This window comes from Bacillus sp. DB-2 (assembly GCF_003315125.1).
Lineage (GTDB): Bacteria > Bacillota > Bacilli > Bacillales > Bacillaceae_G > Bacillus_A > Bacillus_A mycoides.
In genome coordinates this window covers 307,625-332,408 of record NZ_QNRN01000003.1, presented here as the reverse complement: position 1 = coordinate 332,408, position 24,784 = coordinate 307,625, and the positions used below count along the sequence as shown (strand labels likewise).

At 36.3% G+C, this 24,784-nt stretch carries 23 protein-coding genes; 9 read left to right on the top strand and 14 right to left on the bottom strand.

Annotated elements, in window-relative coordinates:
* Positions 1-101 precede the first annotated feature (101 nt).
* The 3 genes from DET63_RS07100 to DET63_RS07090 form a co-directional block, all read right to left on the bottom strand.
* Positions 102-1,448: a C40 family peptidase gene (locus DET63_RS07100; protein WP_113936253.1), complete on the bottom strand. Its 1,347-nt coding sequence runs from the start codon at positions 1,446-1,448 to the stop codon at positions 102-104.
* A 233-nt stretch (positions 1,449-1,681) separates the two neighbouring features.
* Positions 1,682-1,996, bottom strand: coding sequence for a winged helix-turn-helix transcriptional regulator (locus DET63_RS07095; RefSeq protein WP_113936252.1), 315 nt, complete (start codon positions 1,994-1,996; stop codon positions 1,682-1,684).
* Between the two features lie 173 nt (positions 1,997-2,169).
* Positions 2,170-3,012, bottom strand: a complete 843-nt coding sequence (locus DET63_RS07090) for a DegV family protein (protein ID WP_113936251.1) — start codon at positions 3,010-3,012, stop codon at positions 2,170-2,172.
* Between the two features lie 238 nt (positions 3,013-3,250).
* Between DET63_RS07090 and DET63_RS07085 the strand changes: the two genes are divergently transcribed.
* Entirely contained in the window at positions 3,251-3,886 is a 636-nt protein-coding gene (locus DET63_RS07085) for a YigZ family protein (RefSeq protein ID WP_113936250.1), read from the top strand.
* Between the two features lie 74 nt (positions 3,887-3,960).
* Positions 3,961-5,088 (top strand): LCP family protein, encoded by a 1,128-nt coding sequence (locus DET63_RS07080; protein WP_113936249.1) that lies wholly within the window; start codon positions 3,961-3,963, stop codon positions 5,086-5,088.
* A gap of 105 nt (positions 5,089-5,193) precedes the next feature.
* On the opposite strand, the gene wecB is transcribed toward DET63_RS07080, so the two are convergent.
* Together wecB and DET63_RS07070 are read right to left on the bottom strand one after the other, a co-directional pair.
* Entirely contained in the window at positions 5,194-6,309 is a 1,116-nt protein-coding gene (gene wecB, locus DET63_RS07075) for a non-hydrolyzing UDP-N-acetylglucosamine 2-epimerase (protein WP_113936248.1), read from the bottom strand.
* 75 nt (positions 6,310-6,384) lie between these two features.
* Positions 6,385-7,755 carry a UDP-glucose dehydrogenase family protein gene (locus tag DET63_RS07070; protein ID WP_113936247.1) on the bottom strand — a complete coding sequence of 457 codons (1,371 nt, stop codon included), beginning with the start codon at positions 7,753-7,755 and terminating at the stop codon, positions 6,385-6,387.
* Positions 7,756-8,204: 449 nt separating this feature from the next.
* Here DET63_RS07070 and DET63_RS07065 point away from each other — a divergent pair, with 449 nt between their 5' ends.
* The 3 genes from DET63_RS07065 to DET63_RS07055 all read left to right on the top strand — a co-directional run bounded on the left by DET63_RS07065 (position 8,205) and on the right by DET63_RS07055 (position 13,087).
* Positions 8,205-9,278, top strand: a complete 1,074-nt coding sequence (locus DET63_RS07065) for a glycosyltransferase family 4 protein (RefSeq protein ID WP_002068377.1) — start codon at positions 8,205-8,207, stop codon at positions 9,276-9,278.
* A 208-nt stretch (positions 9,279-9,486) separates the two neighbouring features.
* The gene (locus DET63_RS07060) at positions 9,487-10,224 is read left to right on the top strand and encodes a polysaccharide deacetylase family protein (RefSeq protein WP_107887206.1); all 738 of its coding nucleotides are present in this window, start codon (positions 9,487-9,489) and stop codon (positions 10,222-10,224) included.
* A 184-nt stretch (positions 10,225-10,408) separates the two neighbouring features.
* Positions 10,409-13,087: a sigma-54-dependent transcriptional regulator gene (locus DET63_RS07055; RefSeq protein ID WP_107887205.1), complete on the top strand. Its 2,679-nt coding sequence runs from the start codon at positions 10,409-10,411 to the stop codon at positions 13,085-13,087.
* A gap of 187 nt (positions 13,088-13,274) precedes the next feature.
* On the opposite strand, the gene exsM is transcribed toward DET63_RS07055, so the two are convergent.
* The gene (exsM, locus tag DET63_RS07050; RefSeq protein ID WP_002166452.1) at positions 13,275-13,688 is read right to left on the bottom strand and encodes an exosporium regulatory protein ExsM; all 414 of its coding nucleotides are present in this window, start codon (positions 13,686-13,688) and stop codon (positions 13,275-13,277) included.
* Between the two features lie 189 nt (positions 13,689-13,877).
* On the opposite strand from exsM, the gene DET63_RS07045 reads away from it, so the two are divergent.
* On the top strand, positions 13,878-15,059 hold the full coding sequence (locus DET63_RS07045; RefSeq protein WP_113936246.1) for a chromate transporter: 1,182 nt from the start codon (positions 13,878-13,880) through the stop codon (positions 15,057-15,059).
* On the opposite strand, the gene chbG is transcribed toward DET63_RS07045, so the two are convergent.
* The 8 genes from chbG to DET63_RS07005 all read right to left on the bottom strand — a co-directional run bounded on the left by chbG (position 15,016) and on the right by DET63_RS07005 (position 21,536).
* Positions 15,016-15,768 carry a chitin disaccharide deacetylase gene (gene chbG / locus DET63_RS07040; RefSeq protein WP_113936245.1) on the bottom strand — a complete coding sequence of 251 codons (753 nt, stop codon included), beginning with the start codon at positions 15,766-15,768 and terminating at the stop codon, positions 15,016-15,018. The genes DET63_RS07045 and chbG overlap by 44 nt on opposite strands.
* Positions 15,769-15,819: 51 nt before the next feature.
* A complete protein-coding gene (celF, locus tag DET63_RS07035; RefSeq protein ID WP_002034744.1) occupies positions 15,820-17,145 on the bottom strand; it encodes a 6-phospho-beta-glucosidase in 1,326 nt (441 codons plus the stop codon).
* Positions 17,146-17,148: 3 nt separating this feature from the next.
* Positions 17,149-17,472 (bottom strand): PTS lactose/cellobiose transporter subunit IIA, encoded by a 324-nt coding sequence (locus DET63_RS07030; protein WP_000989054.1) that lies wholly within the window; start codon positions 17,470-17,472, stop codon positions 17,149-17,151.
* 183 nt (positions 17,473-17,655) lie between these two features.
* The gene (gene celB, locus DET63_RS07025) at positions 17,656-18,963 is read right to left on the bottom strand and encodes a PTS cellobiose transporter subunit IIC (protein WP_113936244.1); all 1,308 of its coding nucleotides are present in this window, start codon (positions 18,961-18,963) and stop codon (positions 17,656-17,658) included.
* Positions 18,964-18,979: 16 nt separating this feature from the next.
* A complete protein-coding gene (locus DET63_RS07020) occupies positions 18,980-19,282 on the bottom strand; it encodes a PTS sugar transporter subunit IIB (protein ID WP_002089627.1) in 303 nt (100 codons plus the stop codon).
* A 308-nt stretch (positions 19,283-19,590) separates the two neighbouring features.
* Entirely contained in the window at positions 19,591-19,908 is a 318-nt protein-coding gene (locus DET63_RS07015; RefSeq protein WP_113936243.1) for a PTS sugar transporter subunit IIA, read from the bottom strand.
* 9 nt (positions 19,909-19,917) lie between these two features.
* Positions 19,918-21,219 carry a PTS cellobiose transporter subunit IIC gene (gene celB / locus DET63_RS07010; protein WP_113936242.1) on the bottom strand — a complete coding sequence of 434 codons (1,302 nt, stop codon included), beginning with the start codon at positions 21,217-21,219 and terminating at the stop codon, positions 19,918-19,920.
* Positions 21,220-21,233: 14 nt separating this feature from the next.
* Positions 21,234-21,536: a PTS sugar transporter subunit IIB gene (locus DET63_RS07005; RefSeq protein ID WP_002089630.1), complete on the bottom strand. Its 303-nt coding sequence runs from the start codon at positions 21,534-21,536 to the stop codon at positions 21,234-21,236.
* Between the two features lie 224 nt (positions 21,537-21,760).
* Between DET63_RS07005 and DET63_RS07000 the strand changes: the two genes are divergently transcribed.
* The 3 genes from DET63_RS07000 (at position 21,761) to DET63_RS06990 (ending at position 24,765) form a co-directional block, all read left to right on the top strand.
* A complete protein-coding gene (locus DET63_RS07000; RefSeq protein ID WP_002089631.1) occupies positions 21,761-22,978 on the top strand; it encodes a dicarboxylate/amino acid:cation symporter in 1,218 nt (405 codons plus the stop codon).
* A gap of 206 nt (positions 22,979-23,184) precedes the next feature.
* Entirely contained in the window at positions 23,185-24,342 is a 1,158-nt protein-coding gene (locus tag DET63_RS06995) for an acyltransferase (protein WP_113936241.1), read from the top strand.
* Between the two features lie 42 nt (positions 24,343-24,384).
* Positions 24,385-24,765, top strand: coding sequence for a VOC family protein (locus DET63_RS06990; protein ID WP_002034775.1), 381 nt, complete (start codon positions 24,385-24,387; stop codon positions 24,763-24,765).
* Positions 24,766-24,784 lie beyond the last annotated feature (19 nt).

Genomic DNA, 24,784 nt, shown 5'->3' with positions numbered 1-24,784 from the left:
AATCCTTCTCTTTATCTCGTAAAAACTCAAAAAAGCCGATAACCTACTTATAAAATAGTAAGCTATCGACTTTATACACGTTTTTTATTCAGTTATAAACCCTAGAATCTACCGTATCCTAAGAAATGTTTTTGGTTGTAGCTACTGCTTAAGCTAGCGTAAGCAATCCCTTTATCACCTGCATGAATCATCTGGTCGTTACCAACGTAAATACCGATGTGAGATGGACCGTCTTTATAAGTATTTTGGAAGAATACTAAATCTCCCGGCTGCGGGCTACTTACTTTCGAAACTGAATTCCAATATCCATTAACATCTTGACGTCCTACACCAAATACGTAAGAAATGAATCCACTACAGTCAAAACCACCGTTTGATGGAGATGCACTTGCCCAAACATATGGCATACCTAAGTATTGTTGCGCTTTACCAATTACGCTAGGAGCCGGAGTTGGACCTGGTACTGGCTCTGGTTTTTTGTTTTCTTGTTTAGGTGTCTCTTTTTTAGGCTCTTCTTTTTTAGGTTCTTCTTTTTGAGCTTGTCCAGCATTGTTTGCTGGTGCAGCTTGTTCTGCAGGCGCTTGCGCTGGTGCAGCTTGTTGAGCTTGTGCTTCTTTAGCAGCTTGTTCTGCTTGTTTTTGAGCAGCAGCTTCTTGTGCCGCTTTTGCTTGCGCTTCTTCTTCCGCAATACGTTGTAATTGCAGTGCTTGTTTCTCAAGATCCTTCAATTGACCTTCCGTACTTGTCATTGTAGTTACAACTGTATCCATTTTACCGCTTAAATCGTTTACTGCTGTTGCTTTTTTCTCTTTTTCAACGTCAAGTTCTTTCTTAGCAGTTTCAATTTGAGCTTGTGCTTCTTTTAATTCTTTTTGTTTTTCTTTTACTGTCTCAACATCTTTTTTCACGTTCGTTTGATCTTCTTGTTGTGTTTTCATGATATCTTCGTCAGATTCCATAATTTTAGACACAGAAGCTAAACGATCAACTAAATCTGCAACGTTTTTAGAGTTTACAAGAACTTCTGTTACAATGTTCGTATTTGGCTGTTCTTGTAGTGCAACTAAACGTTTTCTTAATAACTCTTCACGTTTTGCAATCTTTGTTTGTAGTTCTGCAATATCTTTATTTTTATTTTCGATTAATTGCTCAGTATCAGAAACTTTTTTTGTTGTTTCATCAAGTTTTGAAGCGTTCTCTTGAACAGACTTATCCAAACCTTGGATTGTTTTGTTTAAGTCATTCATTTGTTTTTGTAATTCATCACGTTCTTGTTGTTGTTTATGTAAAGTATCATTTTGTGTGTTAATTTGTGATTTCACGTCAGAAATTTTATCTTCTGCAAATACATTTGGTGTTAGCCCAGAAAACATTAACCCTGCAACTAATGCGCAAGATGCCATTTTTAGCTTTTTCATTTTATTTTTTACACCGCTTTCTTTTTTCATTTTCCGTATATAACCTATTAAAATTTATACCATAATTCGGGAGTTTTTTTGCTAATGTTACGGTTTTGTAAAATAAATGTAATATTACATTTATCTCTATAGCAAAGTATATCTAAATTTGTATATATATGTAGAATTTTAAGAGCCTTACACCGTTTTTTATAGGATTGAAAAAAAACGTAAGGGAACCCCTTACGTTTTGAAAATACTCCAATATGAATGAAATAGAAACGTTACTTCATCCATTTCTCAGCCCAATTTTGGACCTCATCCATAACACTTTCCAACGCTTTCCCTTTATCAGTTACACCGTACTCGATTCTAACTGGTACTTCTGGATAAACATTACGAACTACAATACCTTCGCCTTCTAATTCCTTTAAACGTTCTGACAACATACGATCGCTCATATTCGGTATAATATCTGCGATTTCTCTGAAACGTTTCGGCTCTTCGAGCAAAGATTTAATAATTAAGCCAGTCCATTTCTTACTAAGCATTGTAAAAGCTGACTCAAACTTTGGACATAAACAAGAATCATGCTCCATATGTTTCACCTCTCTTCTATTATAATATAGTTTCTTGTAAAAAGTAAGTAATAAAACTTTCCTCATTATTTAATTTTACATACATTTTACCATTTCCAAATATTAACTTGTCAAATCCCCGTAAAATACCCGTAAAAAAACCCTCTTCAAGTAAGAGAGCTTTTATATCTTTATCACTTCGTATACCAACCTAAACCAAGCGCACCTTCACCTAAATGCGTCCCAATTACAGCTCCGAAATAACTCGTACGAATTGTAACATGAGGGTATATCACTTCTAATTCTTGTTTCCATTCATTAGCTTCCTCTTCACGATTCGCATGAATAATAACAGCTTCCATAGGCACACCTTTATTTGCCTGCTCATCAAAGATTTCAACGATACGCTTTAACGCTTTTTTACGCGTACGAATTTTTTCGAATGGAATAATTACTTTATCTCTAAAGTATAATACTGGTTTTACTTGTAACAAACTACCAATGAAAGCTTGTGCACTATTTAATCTTCCACCACGTTGTAAATGATGTAAATCATCCACTACAAAATAAGCATCCATCGTTTGCTTCATTTCATCAAAGCGAGCGATAATCTCTTCTGGGGCTTTCCCTTCACTTACTAATTTCGCCCCTTCACGCACGTAAAACCCTTGTACTTCACAACTAATTTCAGAGTCGTACGTATATACATCAATACCATCTACCATCTGTCCAGCTGCCGTTGCTGTTTGATATGTACCACTAATTCCACTGGAAAGGTGAATGCTAATAACTGCATCATATTCTTTAGATAACTCTTCATATAACTCTAAAAACTTTCCAATTGCTGGCTGCGAAGTTTTCGGAAGTTCTTCTTGTTCACGTACTTTTATATAAAAATCATTTGCTGAAACTTCAGCCTCTTCTTGATAAGATTCCGTTCCAAACACAACGTTTAATGGAATCATATATATATTGAGTTCGTCACGAATATGCTTCGGTATATATGCTGTACTATCGGTAACAATAGCTGTTTTCATTTTCGTACCTGCCTTATAAAAAATTTTTATCCCCTAATTTTACACGAAAACTAGAAAAGGTGCATCCATACATAAAAATGCCGGCTAGAAACTACAATCACTCGCTCGACAAATTACAACAAAAAGATAAAATACTCACCAAAAATTTCAACATATTTGTAAAAAATGTTTGAATATAAAAACGCTCGCTTTTAAAATGTAAAGTACTAGTTATTTTGAAAGATAGGGGCGTATACCATTGTTATTACAATATTTAACAATAAAAGGCTATGGAGAGCACGAAATTGTGATTCAAAAATCAAGATTCATTTGCTATGTAAATCGCGCCACAACGGAAGAGGAAGCTCAAGCATTTATACAAAAAATAAAAAAACAGCATTGGAATGCAACACATAATTGTTCCGCATATTTAATCGGTGAACAAGATCAAATTCAAAAGGCAAACGATGACGGCGAACCGAGCGGCACAGCTGGTGTACCTATGTTAGAAGTATTAAAAAAGCGAGGTCTAAAGGATACTGTCGTTGTCGTCACGCGCTATTTTGGTGGCATTAAACTTGGTGCTGGTGGATTAATTCGCGCATATGGAAAATGTACAAATGAAGGACTTAATCACGTAGGTGTTGTTGAGCGAAAACTAATGCGCGTTATGGAAACAGAAATTGATTACACATTGCTTGGCAAAGTTGAAAATGAATTACGTAATTCAGAATATAACATTAAAGATATACGTTATCTAGAAAACGTCACATTCGATACGTATGTAGAAGAAAATCGAAAACAAACATATACAGATTGGATGATTGAATTAACAAACGGGAAGTGTACAATTAAAGAAGGAGATATGTTGTACTTAGAACAAGGTGTTATCTAAGAATAGCTAACGTCTCGCCTTTAAAGATTAATGTAGTGAATTAATTCCCTACAAATGAACTAAGGAGATTATATATGGAAGAACGTTATAATCATCTCCAAAATAGCAGAATAAAAAAGAAACGTAGAAGAAAGTTTTTCTTCTTTCTTATTTTCGCATTTTTATTTGGTAGCGTAGGACTTTATATGTTAAATTCCTACTCTTCTCTCATGGGGATGTACAGTGGATTTAGCCGTGAAAAATCTAAATTACGAGCAGCAGATGTGGAAATCACAAAAAAACCTTTCACAATACTCATTATGGGTATTGAAGATTATGCAACTGACGGTCAAAACGGTCGAACAGATTCACTTATGTTCGCGACAGTTAATCCAAACTCAAAAAAGGTTTCACTTATGAGTATCCCGCGCGATTCTCGTGTTAAGATTGTTGGCAAAAATAAAGAAGACAAAATTAACGCTGCTCATGCTTACGGTGGAGAAAAAATGACAGTCGACACCGTCGAAGAGTTTTTAAAAGTTCCTGTTGATCATTATATTAAAATTGATTTCCAAGGATTTAAAGGTATCGTTGATGCTGTTGACGGTATTACCGTTGATGTCCCCTTCGATTTCTGGGAACGCTCTGACGTGGATTACTATAAAAAAATCCAATTTAAACAAGGTCAACAGAACTTAAATGGTGAAGAAGCACTCGCATACGTCCGTATGCGAAAGCAAGATCCTAACGGTGATTATGGTAGAGCTGCTAGACAAAGACAAGTACTGGCTGCTGTTGCCCAAAAGCTAAACTCTGCTTCTACCGTATTTAAAATTAAAGATTTAACAAAGGTAGTTGGAAAATATATAAAAACCGATATTCCTATTTCAGACGGACTTGCTCTTTACAATAAAATCTCTGGATTCGACCCTTCTACAATACAAACGTTAAAACTTGAAGGAGAAGACAGAAAAATTGGCGGTATTTATTACTTCCTTCCAGATCCAATCAGTGTAGAGACTGTACGTAACGAAATTGAAAAGGAAATAGGAGAAAAAGCAAAAGTCCCAACAGAGACTACGAAAAATGAGAATACAAATTCCGATTCAAATTCTAAATCCAGCGCAAAAGCAAAGAAGGAGCCGAGTGAGAACAAAACACCACCACCTCCTCCCCCTTCTACAAATGCTCATGCAGAGTGGATTATGAGAAATCAGCAATAATAAAAAAGAGCCAAATCAAATACGATTTGGCTCTTTTTTCATTTCCCACGATTGGTGCGAGCTAATAATCAGTGGGATAAACACCCCATTGATTAAAGTTTCACTTTACTTCTTAAAATGTTGTAAAATCGCTTCTACAATACGCTCAGACGCACGGCCATCACCGTAAGGGTTAGATGCTTTCGTCATCTTATCATGAGCTTCTTTATCAGATAACAACTCATCAGCAAGACCAAAGATTGTCTCTTCATCTGTTCCTGCTAATTTCAACGTACCTGCTTCGATACCTTCTGGGCGTTCCGTCGTATCACGAAGGACAAGGACTGGCACACCTAGTGATGGTGCTTCCTCTTGTACACCACCAGAATCAGTTAACATTAAGTATGAACGAGCTGCAACGTTATGGAAATCAATTACATCTAACGGCTCAATTAAATGAATACGGCTATGCTCGCCTAAAATATCATTCGCTATTTCGCGAACAACAGGATTCATATGAACAGGGTATACAACTTGTACATCTTCGTGCTTATCAACAAGACGCTTAATTGCACGGAACATATTGCGCATTGGTTCTCCTAAATTTTCACGACGGTGTGCTGTCATAAGTACAAGACGATCATTTCCAAGTTTCTCTAACACCGAATGGCTATAAGTTTCTTTTACAGTTGTCTTCAGTGCATCGATCGCTGTATTTCCTGTTACGAAAATGCGTGACTCATCTTTATTTTCTTTTTGTAAGTTCGTTGCTGATTTTGTTGTAGGTGAGAAATGAAGATCCGCCATTACACCTGTTAGTTGGCGATTCATCTCTTCTGGATATGGAGAATACTTATCCCATGTACGAAGTCCTGCTTCAACATGTCCTACTGGAATTTGATTATAGAAAGCAGCTAAGCTTGCAATAAATGTCGTCGTTGTATCACCATGCACAAGTACGATATCAGGCTTCGCTTCTTTCATTACTTTATCTAAACCTTCTAAACCACGTGTTGTAATATCGATTAACGTTTGACGATCTTTCATGATATTCAAATCGAAATCTGGCGTAATTCCAAAGATATTTAATACTTGATCTAACATTTGACGGTGTTGTGCTGTTACAGTCACAATTGATTCAATCTTTTCTGGGTGCTTTTGCAACTCTAATACAAGAGGTGCCATTTTAATTGCTTCTGGTCGTGTCCCGAAAATTGTCATTACTTTTAAACGTTTAGTCATTTCATTGCCTCTTTTCTTTCACTAGTTAAAACTTCTATTATCGCATATAAAAATATGCATGTGAAAATACAGTTTTTAACGCGCCTGAGAAACATTACTATTACAGACGTCTTTTCGCCCAACTGAGTAATAATCTAATCCATGCTTCTCGGCATCCTCATTAGTATAACAATTTCTCCCATCAAATAGAATAGGTTCCCTCATAAGCTGTGCATACTTTTCTAGCGGATAGTTTCGAATTGATTCCCATTCTGTTACGATAAAAACTGCCTGCGCCTCTCTAATCGATTCATCTATACACTCAGCGTATCGTATCGTATTTCCAAATAAACCTCTTACATTTTGAATGGCTTGCGGGTCATATAAAACCACATCCGCACCTACAATAATTAATTCCTCTATTATAATAAGTGATGGTGCTTCCCTAATATCGTCAGTATTCGGTTTGAATGCTGCACCAAGAACCGCAATTCGCTTCTTCTTCATATCTATAATTTTCTTCGCTTTTTCAACTAACAACAACTGTTGTTTATTATTCACTTCAATGACTGCTTTCAACAAGCGAAAATCATGAGAAACATTCCCTGCAATTTGCACAAGTGCTTTCGTATCTTTTGGAAAACAAGATCCTCCATATCCAATGCCTGCATTTAAAAAAGATGCACCAATTCTCTTATCCATCCCCATCCCTGTAGCTACATCTACTATATCTGCACCCACTTGCTCACATATATTAGAAATTTCATTAATAAAACTAATCTTCGTAGCTAAAAAAGCATTAGATGCATATTTAATCATCTCAGCACTTCGAATATCTGTAATATACGTTTGTAAGCTTAATTTACTGTACAAATTCTCTACTTGCCTTGCAGCTTCTTCACTACATGCTCCAATTACGATACGATCACCCTGAAAAAAATCATAAATACCAGAACCTTCTCTTAAAAACTCTGGATTCGATACAATATATAATTCATGTCTACCTTGTAGTTTATCCTCAATCCATTCTCTCATTACATCATTTGTCCCTACAGGAACCGTACTTTTCGTAACAACAATAATATCGTTATTCACATATGTTCCAATATCATCACAAGCGCTACGAATATACGTTAAATCTGCTGTTCCATCTAATAAAGATGGCGTTCCAACTGCAATAAATATAAACTCTACATCATTAAATGCCGCTGATTTACTTGCTGTAAAAGTTAAATGATTATTCTCGTATGCTTCATTTATTAATTCATTTAATCCACATTCATAAATAGGTAACTCGCCTTGTTTAATCCGTTCAATTTTCCCACTATTTATATCGAAACATGTGACTGAATGTCCCAATCTCGCCAATCCTACTCCTGTAATCAATCCAACATATCCGGTACCTATTATCGTAATTTTCATTTTCTTTTCGCACAGGAATATACATAAGAAAATATACGAATACATAGAACTCCCCTGTGCTTCCCCCTCTCACACTAAGAATGAGAAAACTCTTTCACTTCTTTATTATATGAATCGTTTTTTTATTATTTTTTAAGATTTTGTAAAGTTAAATGATGCAATATATACAAAATGTAAATTCCCACAATTTAACACGGAACTTACTCATTTTACGTGCAACACTTATAATACTGAAACAAAAGTCATCGCTATATGAGAGGAGAGTACAATGTCATATTACAAGCCACAATATGAAATCAACCTTCTCAAAGGACACAACATTCCATATCCAATTGTCATATATTCTATTCACTCCCCTTTACAGTCAAAAGAAAAAAAGATTGAATTCTAATCTTTTTGTGATACCATATGTTATGAGCCTGTAAACAAACATCATAATTTTCAGATAAATACGATTGAAAAAATTACGTTAAACTATAAAGGGTGGGGTATTAATGGACTCACAAGTGATTTATGCCATTTTGGCATCTTTCATCACTGTACTCGTCGTTACTCCTTTAGTTATTAAATTAGCTTTCAAAATAGGAGCAACAGACAAGCCAAATGCGCGTAAAGTACACCAAAAAATTATGCCTCGTCTTGGCGGGTTAGCAATTTTCATCGGTGTAGCCGTAGGATTTGTTGTCGGTGGATTGTACGAACAAAGAATGTTATCGATAACTTTAGGTGCTATCATCATTGTTATCATCGGGATTTTAGATGATATGTACGAACTATCTGCGAGGGTAAAATTCGGTGGACAACTATTAGTTGCCATCATGATTGTAAAAAGCGGATTATTAGTGCAAGTATTATATATTCCAATTCTTGGAGATACTGAACTCGGATGGCTTGCTTATCCAATTACTGTATTTTGGATTGTAGGTATTACAAATGCCATCAACTTAATTGATGGATTAGATGGATTATCCGCAGGGATTTCATCTATCGTACTTGCAACGCTAGCATATATGGCCTTCACTAGCCCATGGGGTACTGGAGCAGCTATTATATTACCTCTAGCACTGATTACATTAGCAAGTACAATTGGATTTTTATTCTACAACTTCCATCCAGCAAAAATTTTCATGGGAGATACAGGAGCACTATTTTTAGGATACTGTATTTCTGTTATATCGTTACTTGGATTATACAAAAGCGTAACGTTATTCAGTTTTATCGTTCCAATCATTATTTTAGGTGTACCTATATTTGATACGACATTTGCAATTATCCGCCGTATCGTAAATAAAAAGCCTATTTCAGCACCTGATAAATCGCATTTACATCACCGTTTGCTTGCAATGGGATTCTCTCATCGTAAAACGGTACTAATTATTTACGCATTGGGTATTTTCTTTAGTGTAAATGCAATTATTTTCAGTAGTGCAACATTATGGTTATCCATTATTCTTCTTTTCATTTTAATCTTCTTTACAGAAATCATTGCTGAAGTAATCGGTCTTGTACACGAACGTTACAAACCAATTATTTCCTTCTATAAAAAAGTGAAAAAACGCGAAGACTAATTGTAGTATAGCCTTTACTATTATGAAATATTCAAATAGCATCCTCTTTTCATAAGAGGATGCTATTTTTTATTTTTTAATCCTTATTCCCCATTTCCAAAATATAGATTGTTTGAGAGTGCCTCTATTGGAGAAAGATATACGTATAACGAAAAAAGTATCAAATTTTCATTTTTACATCTTGATTGTCAAACTGAGGGTGAATGTTATGATCAAGCGATTACTTCAATGTATAATTTTATTTTTAACTATTACTATGTACGCATCATCGAATACAAAAGCAACTACAGACATTCAAGTAAAAGATTACCAAAGTACTCAAACTACCTCTCCTACAACAAAAATTGCGTACTTAACATTTGATGACGGACCAAATAAATACACACCACAAATTTTAAATATTTTAAAAGAGAAGAACGGAAAAGCAACTTTCTTCGTTATTGGCGGAAAGGTGCCACATTATAAAAAAACGATGGAGCGATTGATTAAAGATGGACATTATATCGGTCTCCATAGTATGTCGCATGATGTAAAACGTCTTTATACTGGCGATCCATCTGTTTTAATTGCAGAAATGGAGCAAACCCAAAGCATTGTCCAGCAAGTTACACATTTAAATACACATCTCGTTCGGGTCCCATACGGTAGCATGCCTTACTTAAAAAAGAATTACCGTGACGCACTCGTATCGGCCCAGTATAAAATGTGGGATTGGACAATTGATACATATGACTGGAAAAGCTATGATAATCCTTCCGCAATACTAGAAAGAGTACGAAATCAAAGCGATGAACAAGTAGAGGTTATTTTAATGCATGATTCTAGTGTCACAGTGCAAATACTCCCAAAAGTAATTGATTATTTACACTCACAAGGATATAAACTACTTCCCTACAATCCATCTTCACATCTCGAAGTGAATTTTTGGAAAGACACAAGATTGTAACAGCTTTAGTGCCTATGTACTAAAGCTGTTTTACCCCGCGTTAACGGGCAATTGGTGAAGGCTAATAATCAGTGGGAATGAACAAAAACCCCACTGATTAAAGTTTCACTTTATTTTTCTCTTCCCACACTTCTCATTTTTGTGTAAAATTTTAAATAGTGATGAAGTTTCGAGGTGAATAGAAATGAAACGAATAGATCTCATTTTTAACGCAATACAAAAAGGGAATTATACAGAAGGTATAACAGCATCAGAAATCGCTACACTTCTACAGTTAGACCGTGCAAATGTTAGTAGCGATTTAAACAAGCTTGTGAAAGATAATCGTTTATTAAAAACGAGTACACGCCCTGTCCGTTTTTATATAGAAACGAACTCTTCATTGGAAACGCATTCAACAAAGGGCACTTCATTAGATACATTTGCTATTGAAAATACAAGCCTAAAAATTGCAATTGAAAAAGCAAAAGCTTCTATTCTCTATCCTCCAAACGGTATGCATACTTTATTACTTGGAGAAACAGGTGTCGGAAAATCGATGTTCGCTTCTTTAATGCACGAATACGCAATTGAAGTGGAACAACTTCCAAAAGATGCACCTTTTATCGTCTTTAACTGTGCTGATTATGCAAACAATCCACAACTACTACTTGGACAGTTATTTGGGATAAAAAAAGGAGCTTACACAGGTGCCAGTGATCAAAAAGGGTTAATTGAAAAAGCACATGAAGGAATCCTCTTCTTAGATGAAGTACATCGCCTTCCTCCAGAAGGACAAGAGATGCTCTTCACATTTATTGATCGCGGAGTATACCGCCGCCTTGGAGAAACGGAAAATGAACGTAAGGCACGAGTGTTGATTATTACTGCAACAACCGAAGAACCGAATTCATTTTTATTAAAAACATTTACAAGACGTATTCCGATGACCGTTACGCTTCCACCACTTCGTGAGCGAACACATAAAGAACGGTTTGCTTTACTACAGCTATTTTTCACAAATGAAGCAATTCGTCTAAGGAAAGAGATTCATGTTAGTCCAAATACAATGCGTGCTTTCGTCTTTTACAATTGTCCAAATAACATCGGCCAATTGAAAACGGACGTACAAATTGCCTGTGCGAAAGCTTATTCTGATTTCGTAACAAAAAAACGTGATTCTGTCTGTGTTTCAAGTACAGATTTACCTTGGTATATGAAAGAAGGATTATTTATTGAAAGAAAGAGCCGTCATCTATATCAAATACCAAATGAAACATTTGTATTTACAGGTGATGAAGGTTGGAGTAAACATACAATAAAACCCGAAGGAAGTCGCTCTTCTATTTACGATTATATTGATTATAAATATGAAGAACTTCAAGCACGCGGCATTGAAGAGGAAGAATTAGAATTACTAATAGAAAATGATATTCAAAGCTTTTTCGTCCAATACTTTAACCAAATATCTAAAAAAACAAGTCATGAAAATGTATTTAAAATTGTGGATCGTAATATCGTTTCCGTATGTGAAAAAATTGCGGAACTAGCTGAAAAATATTTATCTAAAACTTTCGATGAAAAAGTATTTCTCGCTTTAAGTTTACATGTACAGACAACTCTACAACGTTTACAGGGCGGGAAACAAATTCACCACCCACAATTAAATCAAATTCGCACGAAATATAAAGAAGCTTTTTCCGTAGCTATGCAATGTATTCAGCTATTAGAAGAAGAATTACAAATAACAATACCTATTGATGAAGCTGGCTTTTTAACAATGTTCTTCGTTGTTGATCCAATTCCTGCCTCACAAACAGAAGTAAAAGTATTAATATTAGCACACGGTAATGGTATCGCAACAGAAATGGCAAACGTTGCAAACGAACTTCTCGGTATTGATGAAGTAACTGGTATCGATATGCCCTTGCATGAATCACCAAAAGACTTCTTAGAGCGTGTTAAAGTGTATATGAAAACACTTCAAAATGTAAACGGGCTTCTCTTACTTGTTGATATGGGGTCTCTCGCTTATATTGGTGATATATTAGAAACTGAATTCAAAATCCCTGTACGTGTTCTTTCCATGACGAGTACACCACACGCACTAGAAGCAGCTCGAAAAGCTCAGCTTGGCTATTCATTAGATGCACTATACGAAACAGTGAAGAACTTAACGCCGTTCTATTTAAACGTACAGGAAGAAAAGAAAAAGCCACTATCGCCAATGAAATCCGTGATTTTAACAGCTTGTTTAACCGGCGAAGGAAGTGCTTTAGCAATTCAAAAAATGTTAGAGAACTATTTACGCTTTGATAAAGACTTAATTGAAATTATTCCGATTAGCATCGTTCATGAAAAAGATTTAACTAAAATGATCGAGAACATAAAAAAAGAGCGTAATATCATTTGTATCGTCACGAATTTCGATATGCAAATACCTTGCTTAACATATCATTTCCAAGACATTGTGAACTACACAGCTATTCAACCAATTCAAGAATTGATTACGTATGAAGAAACATATGCAAAAATGGCTGATATTCTTGAACAACAAATGCAGCGTAACGATGGAGCATTACTTATTAAAACAATTCGTTATGCATTAAATACAATTCAAGAATTGATTTCTTTACAGCTAACTCCCGACAGTTTAATGGGTGTGATTTTGCATATGAGCTGCATGGTTGACCGTCTTCAAAAAGGCGAAAGTCTCCTCCCTCATCCTGATAAAGAGAAACGAAGACAAGATGAGTACTGGATGTATATGAAAGTGAAAAAAGCATTGCAACCTATTGAAAATACATTTGAAATACAAATCCCAGATGACGAAGTATTTTATATAATGGACTTCTTCATTAAAAATCAGCCTGTAAAAAATTAAACTAGGCAGTTTTTTAAATATATCGACCGTAACGCGAATTATATCAGCGATTTTTTAAATATATCGGCGTAACCCGGATTATATCAGCGATTTTCAAAATATATCGATTTACTGACAATAATCGCTAAAATTTGCACCTTATAGCAGAAAAGACTGTTCCAAAATGTTTTTTGGACAGCCTTTTCTCTTACTTCTTTACTTCCCTTATTCTCCCCCTTATTTCTCCCTTTTTATTAGATTTCGTATTAACATTTACATATACATTTGCTTGCATTATCTCTTGAAACAAGCTGTCAAATGCTCTCCCCTGTAAAGGCCCTTCAAAATCCTCTACTCTAGCTACACCAGTAACGACTCCTTCATTCACACTAATTCCTTGCTCTAACGGACCAAACAAACTTAAAATAACTGGACCAATTTGATTCGCTTTTCCTAAATGAATTTGGCATGACGTGATTTTTTTTATATTTTTTAATATGACCCGATATTGCAACTTCTTTAAATCTTCACTAAAAATGAGCTCTGTTACACCGTAAGCTTCTGTATTTACAGGAGGTACTTCCCTCTTCCCTGTTAACCTAGCAAAGAAATGTGTTGTCATACGGGCATTCTCCTCATATAAATTTCCCAGCACTACTTCTACTACTTTATGGTTTAGACATAATCATTTATGACTTTTTCAAATTTTAATTACGAAGAAAAGATTCACACAATATTTACATTAAAATCGTTTCTTTTGCTTTACTCGCTCTTGTATAATGCACTTAGAAAAACAGTCTAGGAGGAAATTTTGAAAAATAATAACTACTCTTTCCAATCATTAATAGAGATTTTTCTCGTATCATTTAAATTAGGACTTACTTCATTTGGTGGTCCCGTCGCCCATCTTGGTTATTTTCATCATGAATACGTGCAAAAAAGAAAATGGATGGATGAACGAAGTTACGGAGACTTAGTAGCACTATGTCAATTCCTTCCTGGCCCTGCTAGCAGCCAAGTCGGGATGGGAGTTGGCTTATTGCGCGGCGGATTATTAGGAGCCATTATTTCATGGATCGGATTCACTCTCCCATCTGTGCTCGTTTTAGTTTTCTTCGCTTCATTTCTTAACCAATTCGAGCTTGGAAGTACTGGCTGGATTCACGGGCTGAAACTTGTAGCGGTCGCAATTGTCGCTCATGCAATATGGGGAATGGCTCAAAAGTTAACACCAGACCGAAACCGTGCAACAATCGCAATTGCAACTGCCGCAATCGCCCTATTATGGCCAAGTAGCTGGACACAAGTAATTCTCATTATAGTAGCTGGTTTCATCGGTTGGTTTTTATATCGCGATCAACCAGTTAGCCAAGCTCATAAAATAAACGTACCTATTTCAAAGATGGTAGCCATATCTTGTCTCGTCTTATTCTTCGGACTATTAATACTGTTACCGATGTTACGACCATACTCTTATTTCATCTCTTTATTTGACAGCTTCTATCGCTCTGGTGCACTTGTATTTGGCGGAGGGCACGTCGTACTTCCTCTTCTTGAAAGTGAGTTTGTACAAAACGGGATGATGACAAAAGAACAATTTCTTGCTGGATACGGATTAACACAAGCAGTGCCAGGGCCACTATTTACATTCGCTTCTTATATAGGAGCAGTGCTAAATGGAACCGCCGGAGCAGTTGTTGCAACGATCGCTATCTTTCTTCCCGCCTTCCTGCTCGTTGTTGGCGTTTTACCATTTTGGGACAGTGTAAGGAGAGTATCTTACATACAAGGTGCACTACTTGGAGTAAACGCAGCCGTTGTCGGCATTTTACTTGCAGCTTTTTATGATCCAATTTGGACGAGTACAATTATGAATTCTGTAGATTTCGTTTTTGCTTCTCTTCTATTTTGCTTACTCGCTTTTTGGAAAACACCACCTTGGGTTATCGTTATAATCGGGGCCTTCGGTGGATATGTTCTATCCATTTTGTAAGCACAAAAAACTTCACAAGCTCCATTCCCTCAGGCAACTCACTCTCCGTTAAAATACGCAACTCTTTCACGCGATCCATTACGTAAGAAGAACGCTTCACAAGCTCTGGGTCAATATAAGCTGGATGCACCATAATTTCTACCGTTTGCTCGTCCTGCACTCTTTCCTTTAACTTCACAAAGTAATCTTCCGTCACACCGTCAGCGTAAAAGTCACTGTAAAATACATCTGAAAATGGGTGCACCGCTCGCTCTTCCTCACAACGACGAATTGGAACATTGTATTTACTTGCTAATCTCTCAAGAACGTCGTGTAAAAGCGGTAATCCATGCACGTGATGATGACTATCTAAATGAGTTGGTGTTAATCCGTAAGATAAAAACTTCTCTATTTGAGCAGTCCATTCTTTTTCTACCTCTTCTGGATTTATATTTCCTTCCCATACAACACTTTGTTTATGAAACAATCCATCGCTACTTACAAGTGATGGAACGTCTTTAAGAAGCGGTTCTCCTGCCGTTAATACGAGATGAACTCCTATCCCTAACGTTTTATACTCTTTCGCTAAGCGTACGGCATGCTCTGTCCCTGGCATATTCATCATCATCGTCGTTGAATTTACAATCCCGTTTTTATGTCCATCAATAATTCCGTAATTTGTACCTTCCGTAAGACCGAAATCATCTGCATTTACAATTAGTTTAATCATCGCAATACCTCCTACTAGAATTAAAAAAAGCGGGCTAAACAGCGCCGCTTTTTATTTCTCTATCTTCTTAAAGAATTGTGGAAGATGTTCTTTATGTGCTTCCAACATTTCATCTAAAATTTGTTTTGCAACTTTATCTGATGGTACAAGTGGGTTAATTGTCATAGCAAGCAGCGCCTTATGATAATCCCCTGTAACAGCAGCTTCAATTGTTGTGCGCTCAAATGATTTAATTTGCTGTACTAAACCGCGAACTGGTACCGGTAAGTCCCCGACCGCAATTGGTTTTGGACCTTCTTTCGTAATAATACAGTTCACTTCAACAGCCGAATCATGTGGCAAGCTTGCAATTGTTCCGTTGTTTCGTGTATTAACAGGCTGGATATCACCTTTATTATTGTAAATAGACGTAATTAAGCTACATGCTGCGTCACTATAATAAGCTCCGCCGCGCTTTTCTAATTGTGGTGGCTTAATATCTAAATTCGGGTCTTTATATAGCTCGAATAAATCATCTTCTAATTGTTTTACTACTTCTGCACGTGTACCTTTTTCAATCGAAGCTGCTTTCTCTTCTTCCAACATTTCACGTGTTTTATAGTAGTAACGATGATATGGACACGGAATTGCACGAAGACCGCGAATAAAGTCTGGCTCCCAGTTAAGCGCAGCAATGTTTTCCATCGTAATTTGCTTTTCTGGATCTGTTACAAGCTCTAACACACGATCCATTACGCTTACGCCATCCAAGTATACATCTAATCCGTATACCATGTGATTTAAACCTGCGAAATCAACGTGTACCCGGCTTGCATCTACTTCAAGTAATCTCGCAAGACCCATACGAATTCCAATCGGAACGTTACACAGACCAACTACTCTTTGAATGTTTGTATAACGAAGGACAGCTTCTGTTACCATACCAGCCGGATTCGCAAAGTTAATTAACCATGCATTCGGACAAAGTTCCTCCATGTCCTTACAAATATCTAAAATAACAGGAATCGTTCTCAGCGCTTTGAACAAACCACCAGGACCATTCGTTTCCTGACCAATTACATCATATTTTAATGGAATTGCTTCATCTTTTGCACGTGCTTCTAACAAACCAACGCGAAGCTGCGTTGTTACGAAGTCAGCATCTTTTAATGCCTCACGGCGATCAAGTGTTAAATGAATATCAATTGGTAAACCTGATTTTTTCACCATACGTTTCGCTAAGTCACCAACGATTTCTAACTTCTCTTTTCCTGCCTCAATATCTACTAACCAAATTTCACGAACAGGAAGCTCGTCATAACGTTTAATAAACCCTTCAATTAACTCTGGTGTATAACTAGAGCCACCGCCGATTGTAGCAATTTTAATTCCAGTCATGCTTTATTCCCCTTTCGCTTCTAGCTTTTTATAAAGGTCAATAAATTCTGCTGCTAATTCTTTTACCGTAATAGAATTCATTAAATGATCTTGCGCATGAATTAAAAGAACACTAATCTCTGTTTTTTCCCCTCTTGCTTCTGATTGTATGAGCTCTGTTTGGAAATGATGCGCTTCATTAATCGCTTCTTTCGCCTTTACCATCGCTTCATCAGCTTCTGCCATTTTCCCCTGTTTGGCAAATTGCAGTGCCTCCATTGCAAAGCTTCGTGCATTACCACTATTTAAAATCAATTGGAATGGAATTTGTTCTGCTGTAGTCATCATAATTACCGCCCTCTCTATTATGGTTCAACCGATTTAAATACCCCTTCAGTTTGAACATGTCTATTAAATTATTATTTTATTAATGATAGTTTGGTGTTCTTGTAGATGGGTTTCATCTTTTTGAACATGATATAAAGGTGATTGTTCTCACAGATAATGTTACCTGTGAGAACAATTACTATGTTACATAGGTACAGAGTTGTTATTTCCTTGTGCTGCTGCTTTTTCAGTACGAACAACAGAACGGTCAGATAATACAACGAATGGATAGTAGATTACCATCGCAATTACAAAGTTGAATAACTGTAGAATTGCACCTGAAAGATGTCCACCTGTTACAAGATAACCACTAATAATTGGTGGTGTTGCCCATGGGATCATCACAACTGTTTTTGGTACCCAACCAATAGATAGAGCTGTATAAGAAGTAATTACTAATACAATTGGTGTTAGGATAAACGGTAAGAATAAAATTGGATTTAAAATAATTGGTGTACCAAAGATTACTGGTTCGTTAATATTGAATGCACCTGGTCCAATTGATAAGCGAGATACACCGCGTAATTGTGCACTTTTCGCTACAAGTAATACGACCACTAAGAACGCTAATGTTGCACCAGAACCACCAAGATATACAAAAGTATCAAAGAATGGTTTTGTAATAATGTTTGGAACATCAAATGCAGATGTACCACCTTTGAATAACGTCATATTTTTCTCTAATGCCGGTAAGTATAATGGCTCAATAATACCACCAACGATATTTGGCCCATGTAAACCGAAGAACCAAAGAAGATGAACAAGGAGTACAATGACAATTGCACTTGGTAATGTCCCTGCTAAACTTTGCAGTGGTGATTGAATCGTGTTAAAGATAAATTCATGAACACTTGTACCAGCTAATTTCACTGCTAATTGAATACCTGCAACTACTGTTAAGATAACAAATGCTGGAACTATAGCTGCGAAAGATCTTAAAACTGCTGGTGGTACTCCATCAGGCATTTTAAAAGTAATGTTTCTTTGTACAAAGAAACGGAATACCTCAGTAACAAGGAGTGCCACGATAATTGCTACAAATAGCCCTTGCGCCCCTGTCCAAGCTAAGTTCAATCCGCCTTCTTTCGGTGTTGTTGGCGTAAGAATAATTAACGCACCAAATGAAATAATACCTGCTGACAAACCATCAACGCCGTAAGATTTTGCTAAGTTATAACTTGTTGTAAATGCTATGATTAGTGCTAGAATTGCGAAAGAACCAGTCCACATTCCACCGCCAACTTGTTTCCACGTTTCACCAAACAAACCTTTCATGAACTCTTGGAAAGCTTCAGACGGAAAACCATTAATTAGTGATGCCAATGCACCAACTAAAATAAGTGGCATAACTGCAATAAATCCATCACGGATCGCAGCTAAGTGACGTTGCGATCCGATTTTACCAGCGACAGGAACAATATACTTCTCCATAAATGCAATAAATTTTTGCATTTCGCTTCCCCCCTAATTATTTTTTAAGTGTTAATGCGTGATCTAAAACTGCTTCTCCATTCATCATGCCGTAGTGCATTGAGTTAATAACATCGACTCCAACATTTTTCTCATCGGCAAGCGTTTTCATTGTAGAAAGCATGTAACGAACTTGTGGTCCTAGTAATAATACATCTGCTTGATCGATATTGTTTTTTACTGCATCCCCAGATACAGCCCAAATTTTACCTTCTAGACCACGAGCTTTTGCAGCCGCTTCCATTTTTGTAACTAGTAAACTTGTAGACATCCCTGCTGAACAACATAATAAAATATTCATTTATAAATCCCCCTTGTGTAGTATAAAAATTTTATGTTTTATTTATTTTTCTTTACGCTATTTATTAATGCAATTAGCGTGCCAACTTTTCAAAACGCCTAAAATCAGCGTTTTTTCGAGTGATTTCTTTGTGTGTTACCGCTTTCAATCAGTGTGTCCCAAAAAAACACACAGTGTGTTATAAAACACCTCACTTTTAACACATAACTGTATGAAAATAGATTAGTGTTTAGTTGTCTAGTTGTGTTTAAACAAAAAAAACACTAAATTATTTTTTAACACATAAAAAAACCTTGCATATGCAAGGTTCATTTATCATCTTCTAATTTCCTATATAATTCTACAAACTCACTCGCCAATTCCTTCACCGTAATTGCATTCATTAAATGATCTTGCGCATGCACCATCAGAAGGGTAACTTCGGTTTTTTCCCCGGCAGCCTCTTTCTGTATGAGCTCTGTTTGTAAGCGATGCGCCTCTTGCAATTCATTTAAAGCTTCTTGTAGTTTAGCTTCCGCTTCCTTAAATTCACCGCGCTTCGCACAATCAATTGCTTCCATTGAACAACTTCTCGCATTTCCTCCATGCAAGATTAAATGAAAAGCTTTCGTCTCTATCGTATCCATGTTATTTCTTTACTCCCCCTTTTCTTCCGCTACTTTTTGTTTATCCCATATTTTTAAGAATGGCAAATAAATAAAGAATGCAATCGCAAAGTTAACGAGCTGCAAAACAACTCCTGAAATTTTCCCACCTGATCCTAAATATCCACTAAAAAGAATAGGTGTAGTCCAAGTTACAGCAGCTCCGCTCGGACGTCCAACCCATCCCCATTCCATTGCAAAATAAGAAACAACCGTTAACACGACTGGAACCAGTATAAATGGAATAAGTAAAAGTGGATTCATTACAATCGGCATTCCGAAAGTCACCATTTCATTAATATTAAAAATACCAGGTGCAATCGACAATCGTCCTAAACTTTTTAATTGCTGACTTCGTGCAAATAATAACATTCCGACAACTAAAGCAAGTGTTGCACCAGATCCACCCATATAAATCCATAGGTCAAAAAACTGTGCTGTAATTGTATTCGGTACGTCTTGCCCAGCCTGAAAAGCAATTCGGTTTTGATCCATTAACGATAACCAAATTGGGCTCATTACACCACCTACAATTGTAGCCCCATGAATTCCGCATGCCCAAAGGACATGAACGAGAATAACCGCTATAACAGCTCCCCAAAGACTAGCACCAAGTACACTAAGTGGTTCTTGCAGCAACTTCCCTACAACATTATGAATGCTACCGAAAGTCGTGTGTTCAAAGATTAATCTAATAATCCAAACAACTGTCACAACAATAAATCCTGGAATAAGTGCTGCAAATGAACGTGTTACTGCTGGTGGAACTGTCTCAGGCATCTTTATAATCATCTTTTTCTGTACAACAAATCGATAAAGTTCAGTAGATATAATTGCAATAATCATCGCTACAAATAAACCTTGGCTTCCCATTAATGCCGCTGGAATTACTCCATCTACCAGTATACTTTCTTTCGTACCCGGAACGATATATGCAACTTGAAATGGAGTTGCAAGCAAGAAGGTTACAAGCGATAATGCACCAGATGCTAAAGCATCTACTTTATAATACTCACCAAGTCTGTAAGCGATTCCAAAAACAGCTATTAAAGCCATTATATTAAAAGTTGCACTAACTGGATACCCTAATGCTACGTTCCAATTTTTCCCGAACAAACTCGCCATGAATTCATTATACCCGGGGATTGGTAATGTACTAAGAATAAGAAAAACTGATCCTATAATTAAGAAAGGCATCGTCAATACAAGTCCATCACGAATTGCTAGCAAATGCCTCTGCTCTGCAACCTTCCCTGCCACTGGCATCACATATTTCTCTAAAAACTTTATCATCTATCCCACTCTCCTCATGGTTTCATGGACAAAGCTGCTTGTAAGATAGCCTCTCCATTACAAAGTCCGTAATGGACGGATTGAATGACATCAACAGGTATTCCCTTCTCCTTACATAATTCCTTCATTTTCGGTAATAAATAACGTACTTGCGGTCCAAGTAAAAGTACATCTGCAGTATCAATATGATTTCGCACTTCTGAACCTGATACTGCCCAAATCTTTACCTGTATCCCTCTTGCCTCTGCTGCTTTCTCCATTTTTGTAACAATCAAACTGGAAGACATTCCCGCTGCACAGCAAAGTAAAATATTCATCTCGCTCCCCTCCCCCTTTTTCCAAACCTAAGTTATGGTGTAGCCCTTGCCACTACTAGGTTACAAATATATATGTCTAGATTTCTAACTGTATGCCGAGCTTAAAAACAAAAATTTCTCGGTTTTCACGCTATTCCATCTATCCGTATTTTCCTAGTAAAGAAGTCTCTAACTCGCTATAATGATTCAGTATGATTTTTTATAATCGATAGGAGGGTATATTTATGAAGGCATATCGCTTTCCGCTTATTTTATTATCTTCTATCCTAATTGGTGGTTTCATTGGTTATTTCATGGGTGCCGATGCAGTTGCTTTAAAGCCGCTTGGTGACATTTTCTTAAACTTAATGTTTACGATTGTTGTACCTTTAGTATTCTTTAGCATCGCGTCATCTATTGCTAATATGGATGGATTAAAACGTTTCGGTAAAATTATGTCTAGTATGGCTGGAACTTTCTTATTTACAAGTATTTTAGCTGCTATTTTTATGATTATTATCGTGAAAGTATTCCCGCCAGCACAAGGTGTTGTATTAGAACTAACGCAGCCTGATAAAGCTGAAAAAGCAGTTAGTGTTGCTGATCAAATTGTTGGTATCATAACAGTATCAGACTTTTCAAAGTTACTATCTCGCGAGAACATGCTAGCTCTTATTTTCTTCTCTATCTTAATGGGGGTTGCAACTTCAGCAGTTGGTGAAAAAGGGAAACCATTCGCTACATTCCTACAAGCTGGTGCAGAAATTTCAATGAAAGTTGTATCTTTCATTATGTACTACGCTCCAATCGGACTAGCTGCCTACTTCGCAGCATTAGTTGGTGAATTCGGACCACAACTTCTTGGAACTTACTTCCGAGCAGCAATGGTATACTATCCAGCTTCTCTTATTTACTTCTTCGTATTCTTTACATTCTATGCGTACCTTGCAGGTCGCAAACAAGGTGTACAAATATTTTGGAAGAACATGGTCTCTCCTACAGTTACATCACTTGCAACTTGTAGTAGTGCCGCAAGTATTCCATCGAACTTAGAAGCAACGAAGAAAATGGGTATTTCTTCTGACGTTCGTGAAACAGTTGTCCTTCTTGGATCTACACTTCATAAAGACGGATCTGTTTTAGGCGGGGTATTAAAAATTGCTTTCTTATTCGGTATTTTCAACATGGAATTCGAAGGACCGAAAACATTAGCAATCGCACTTGTCGTTTCTCTATTAGTAGGAACAGTAATGGGTGCTATTCCAGGCGGCGGTATGATTGGGGAAATGTTAATCGTTTCTCTATACGGATTCCCACCAGAAGCATTGCCAATTATCGCAGCAATTAGTACAATCATCGATCCTCCTGCAACAGTGTTAAACGTAACAGGAGATAACGCTTGTGCCGTAATGACAGCTCGCCTTGTAGAAGGTAAAAACTGGATCAAAAATAAATTTGCTTAATATATAGAAAGAGGATGCTCCTAACAAGCATCCTCTTTTTTGTTGTGATAGATATATTGGAATAATCGTTGATATATTTAAAGTTGTGATACATATATTTCGAAATAATCCATTCCGCCACAAATTTGTTATAATCTTCACAAATACTCCACACCTATCATCCATTCTCCGTACTATAATCATGTATGGAAAAGGAGATGGATATAGTGACACAAAGCGCACCAGAATTCAAAGTTTTGCAAAGCATTGCATTTCTTGCTGTCGTTTTGCAAAGTTCCTTATTATATACAATGAATCAAGGAAATGTCTTACTCGAGCAATCCCTCATTATGGGCATGCTATTTAATCTTGCAAAATTTTCAGCACCTGCATTCATATTTATCGTCGGCTTCCATTTAATTCGGCAATATACGAAGAAACTCGTTTATACAGAGTATATTTATGAAAAATCCACACATTTACTCATCCCTTATTTCTTTTGGTCTATTCTTTATCTATTAACAACAAACGATGTCATTACACTACAAGGCGGAATAAAAAGTTTATTACTCGGAACAGCTGCACCTCATCTTTGGTACGTTATTATGATGTTCCAAATTCACTTATTGTTCCCTTTACTATGCACACTATTTTATTGGTTTCAAAAACGAACAGAAAATAAAAAAGACATATATAAATATATGATCATTTTCGCTTGTCTATATTTCTTCTTAATGTGGTACTCTTCTCACTACATTTTTAATGGAGAGAAACTGACTAGTTCAACCATTTTACATTATACAGATCGTTCCTTCTTCTTCTACTCATTCTATTTCGTCATGGGAGGAATAGCTGCTGTATCATTAAAAACTTGGCGTATATTTGTCATGAAACATATTCCGCTTATCACAATACTATTTTTCATCTTATTTTTATTCATCAATTATGAGTTATTTAGTTTTTACGGCGCCAATTCTATTCATTTAACGGTTTCTACTTATTTAAAACCGTCCATGTTTTTATATATTGTTTGTGAAATTATGATACTGTACGTGTTATCTATTACAATTGTACAGCGACGTGGTTTCTTATATAAAGCTTTACGTTTTATCGGGAATTACACGTATGGCGCTTATTTAGCTCATTTTTTCTTCTTGCAACTATGTACAAAATTTCTTTCCTTATTCGCACTGCAAGAAAACACAATATTATATAGCCTATTATTATTTATATTAACGACCACAATCTCTATTTCAGCAATGGTCATTTGCAGTACACTACCACTTCATACGTGGATTACAGGGCCTTCCCCTACGACAAATATGAAATGGGCGAAGATTGCCATTCGGAAAAATCATGAAAAAGTATTTAAACCATATATTTGATATAATAGTATTTCATATAAGAAAAGAAAGTAGGACACACCTATGATTAATCAAATTGGACAAATTATGTTATATGTAAATAACCAAGATGAATCAGTACAATTTTGGACAGAAACAGTAGGATTCCAAATCGTTGCGGAAGAAAATAACGGTCAAGGATTTCGCTGGATTGAAATTGCGCCGGCAAAAGAAGCCGGAACAAGCATCGTCCTTCACGATAAAGCGTTAATTGCGAAGATGCAACCTGAATTAAACTTAAATACCCCTTCACTTATGTTCTTCTCTAATAACTTAGATCAACTGTATAAAGATCTTTCTGAGAAAAGTGTTACAGTTGGACAAGTTGTAGATTTACCTACTGGTAGAGCATTCAACTTTGCTGATAATGAAAATAACTACTTTGCAGTTATGGAAAAGAAATAAGAAAAAGCTATCCGAAAAG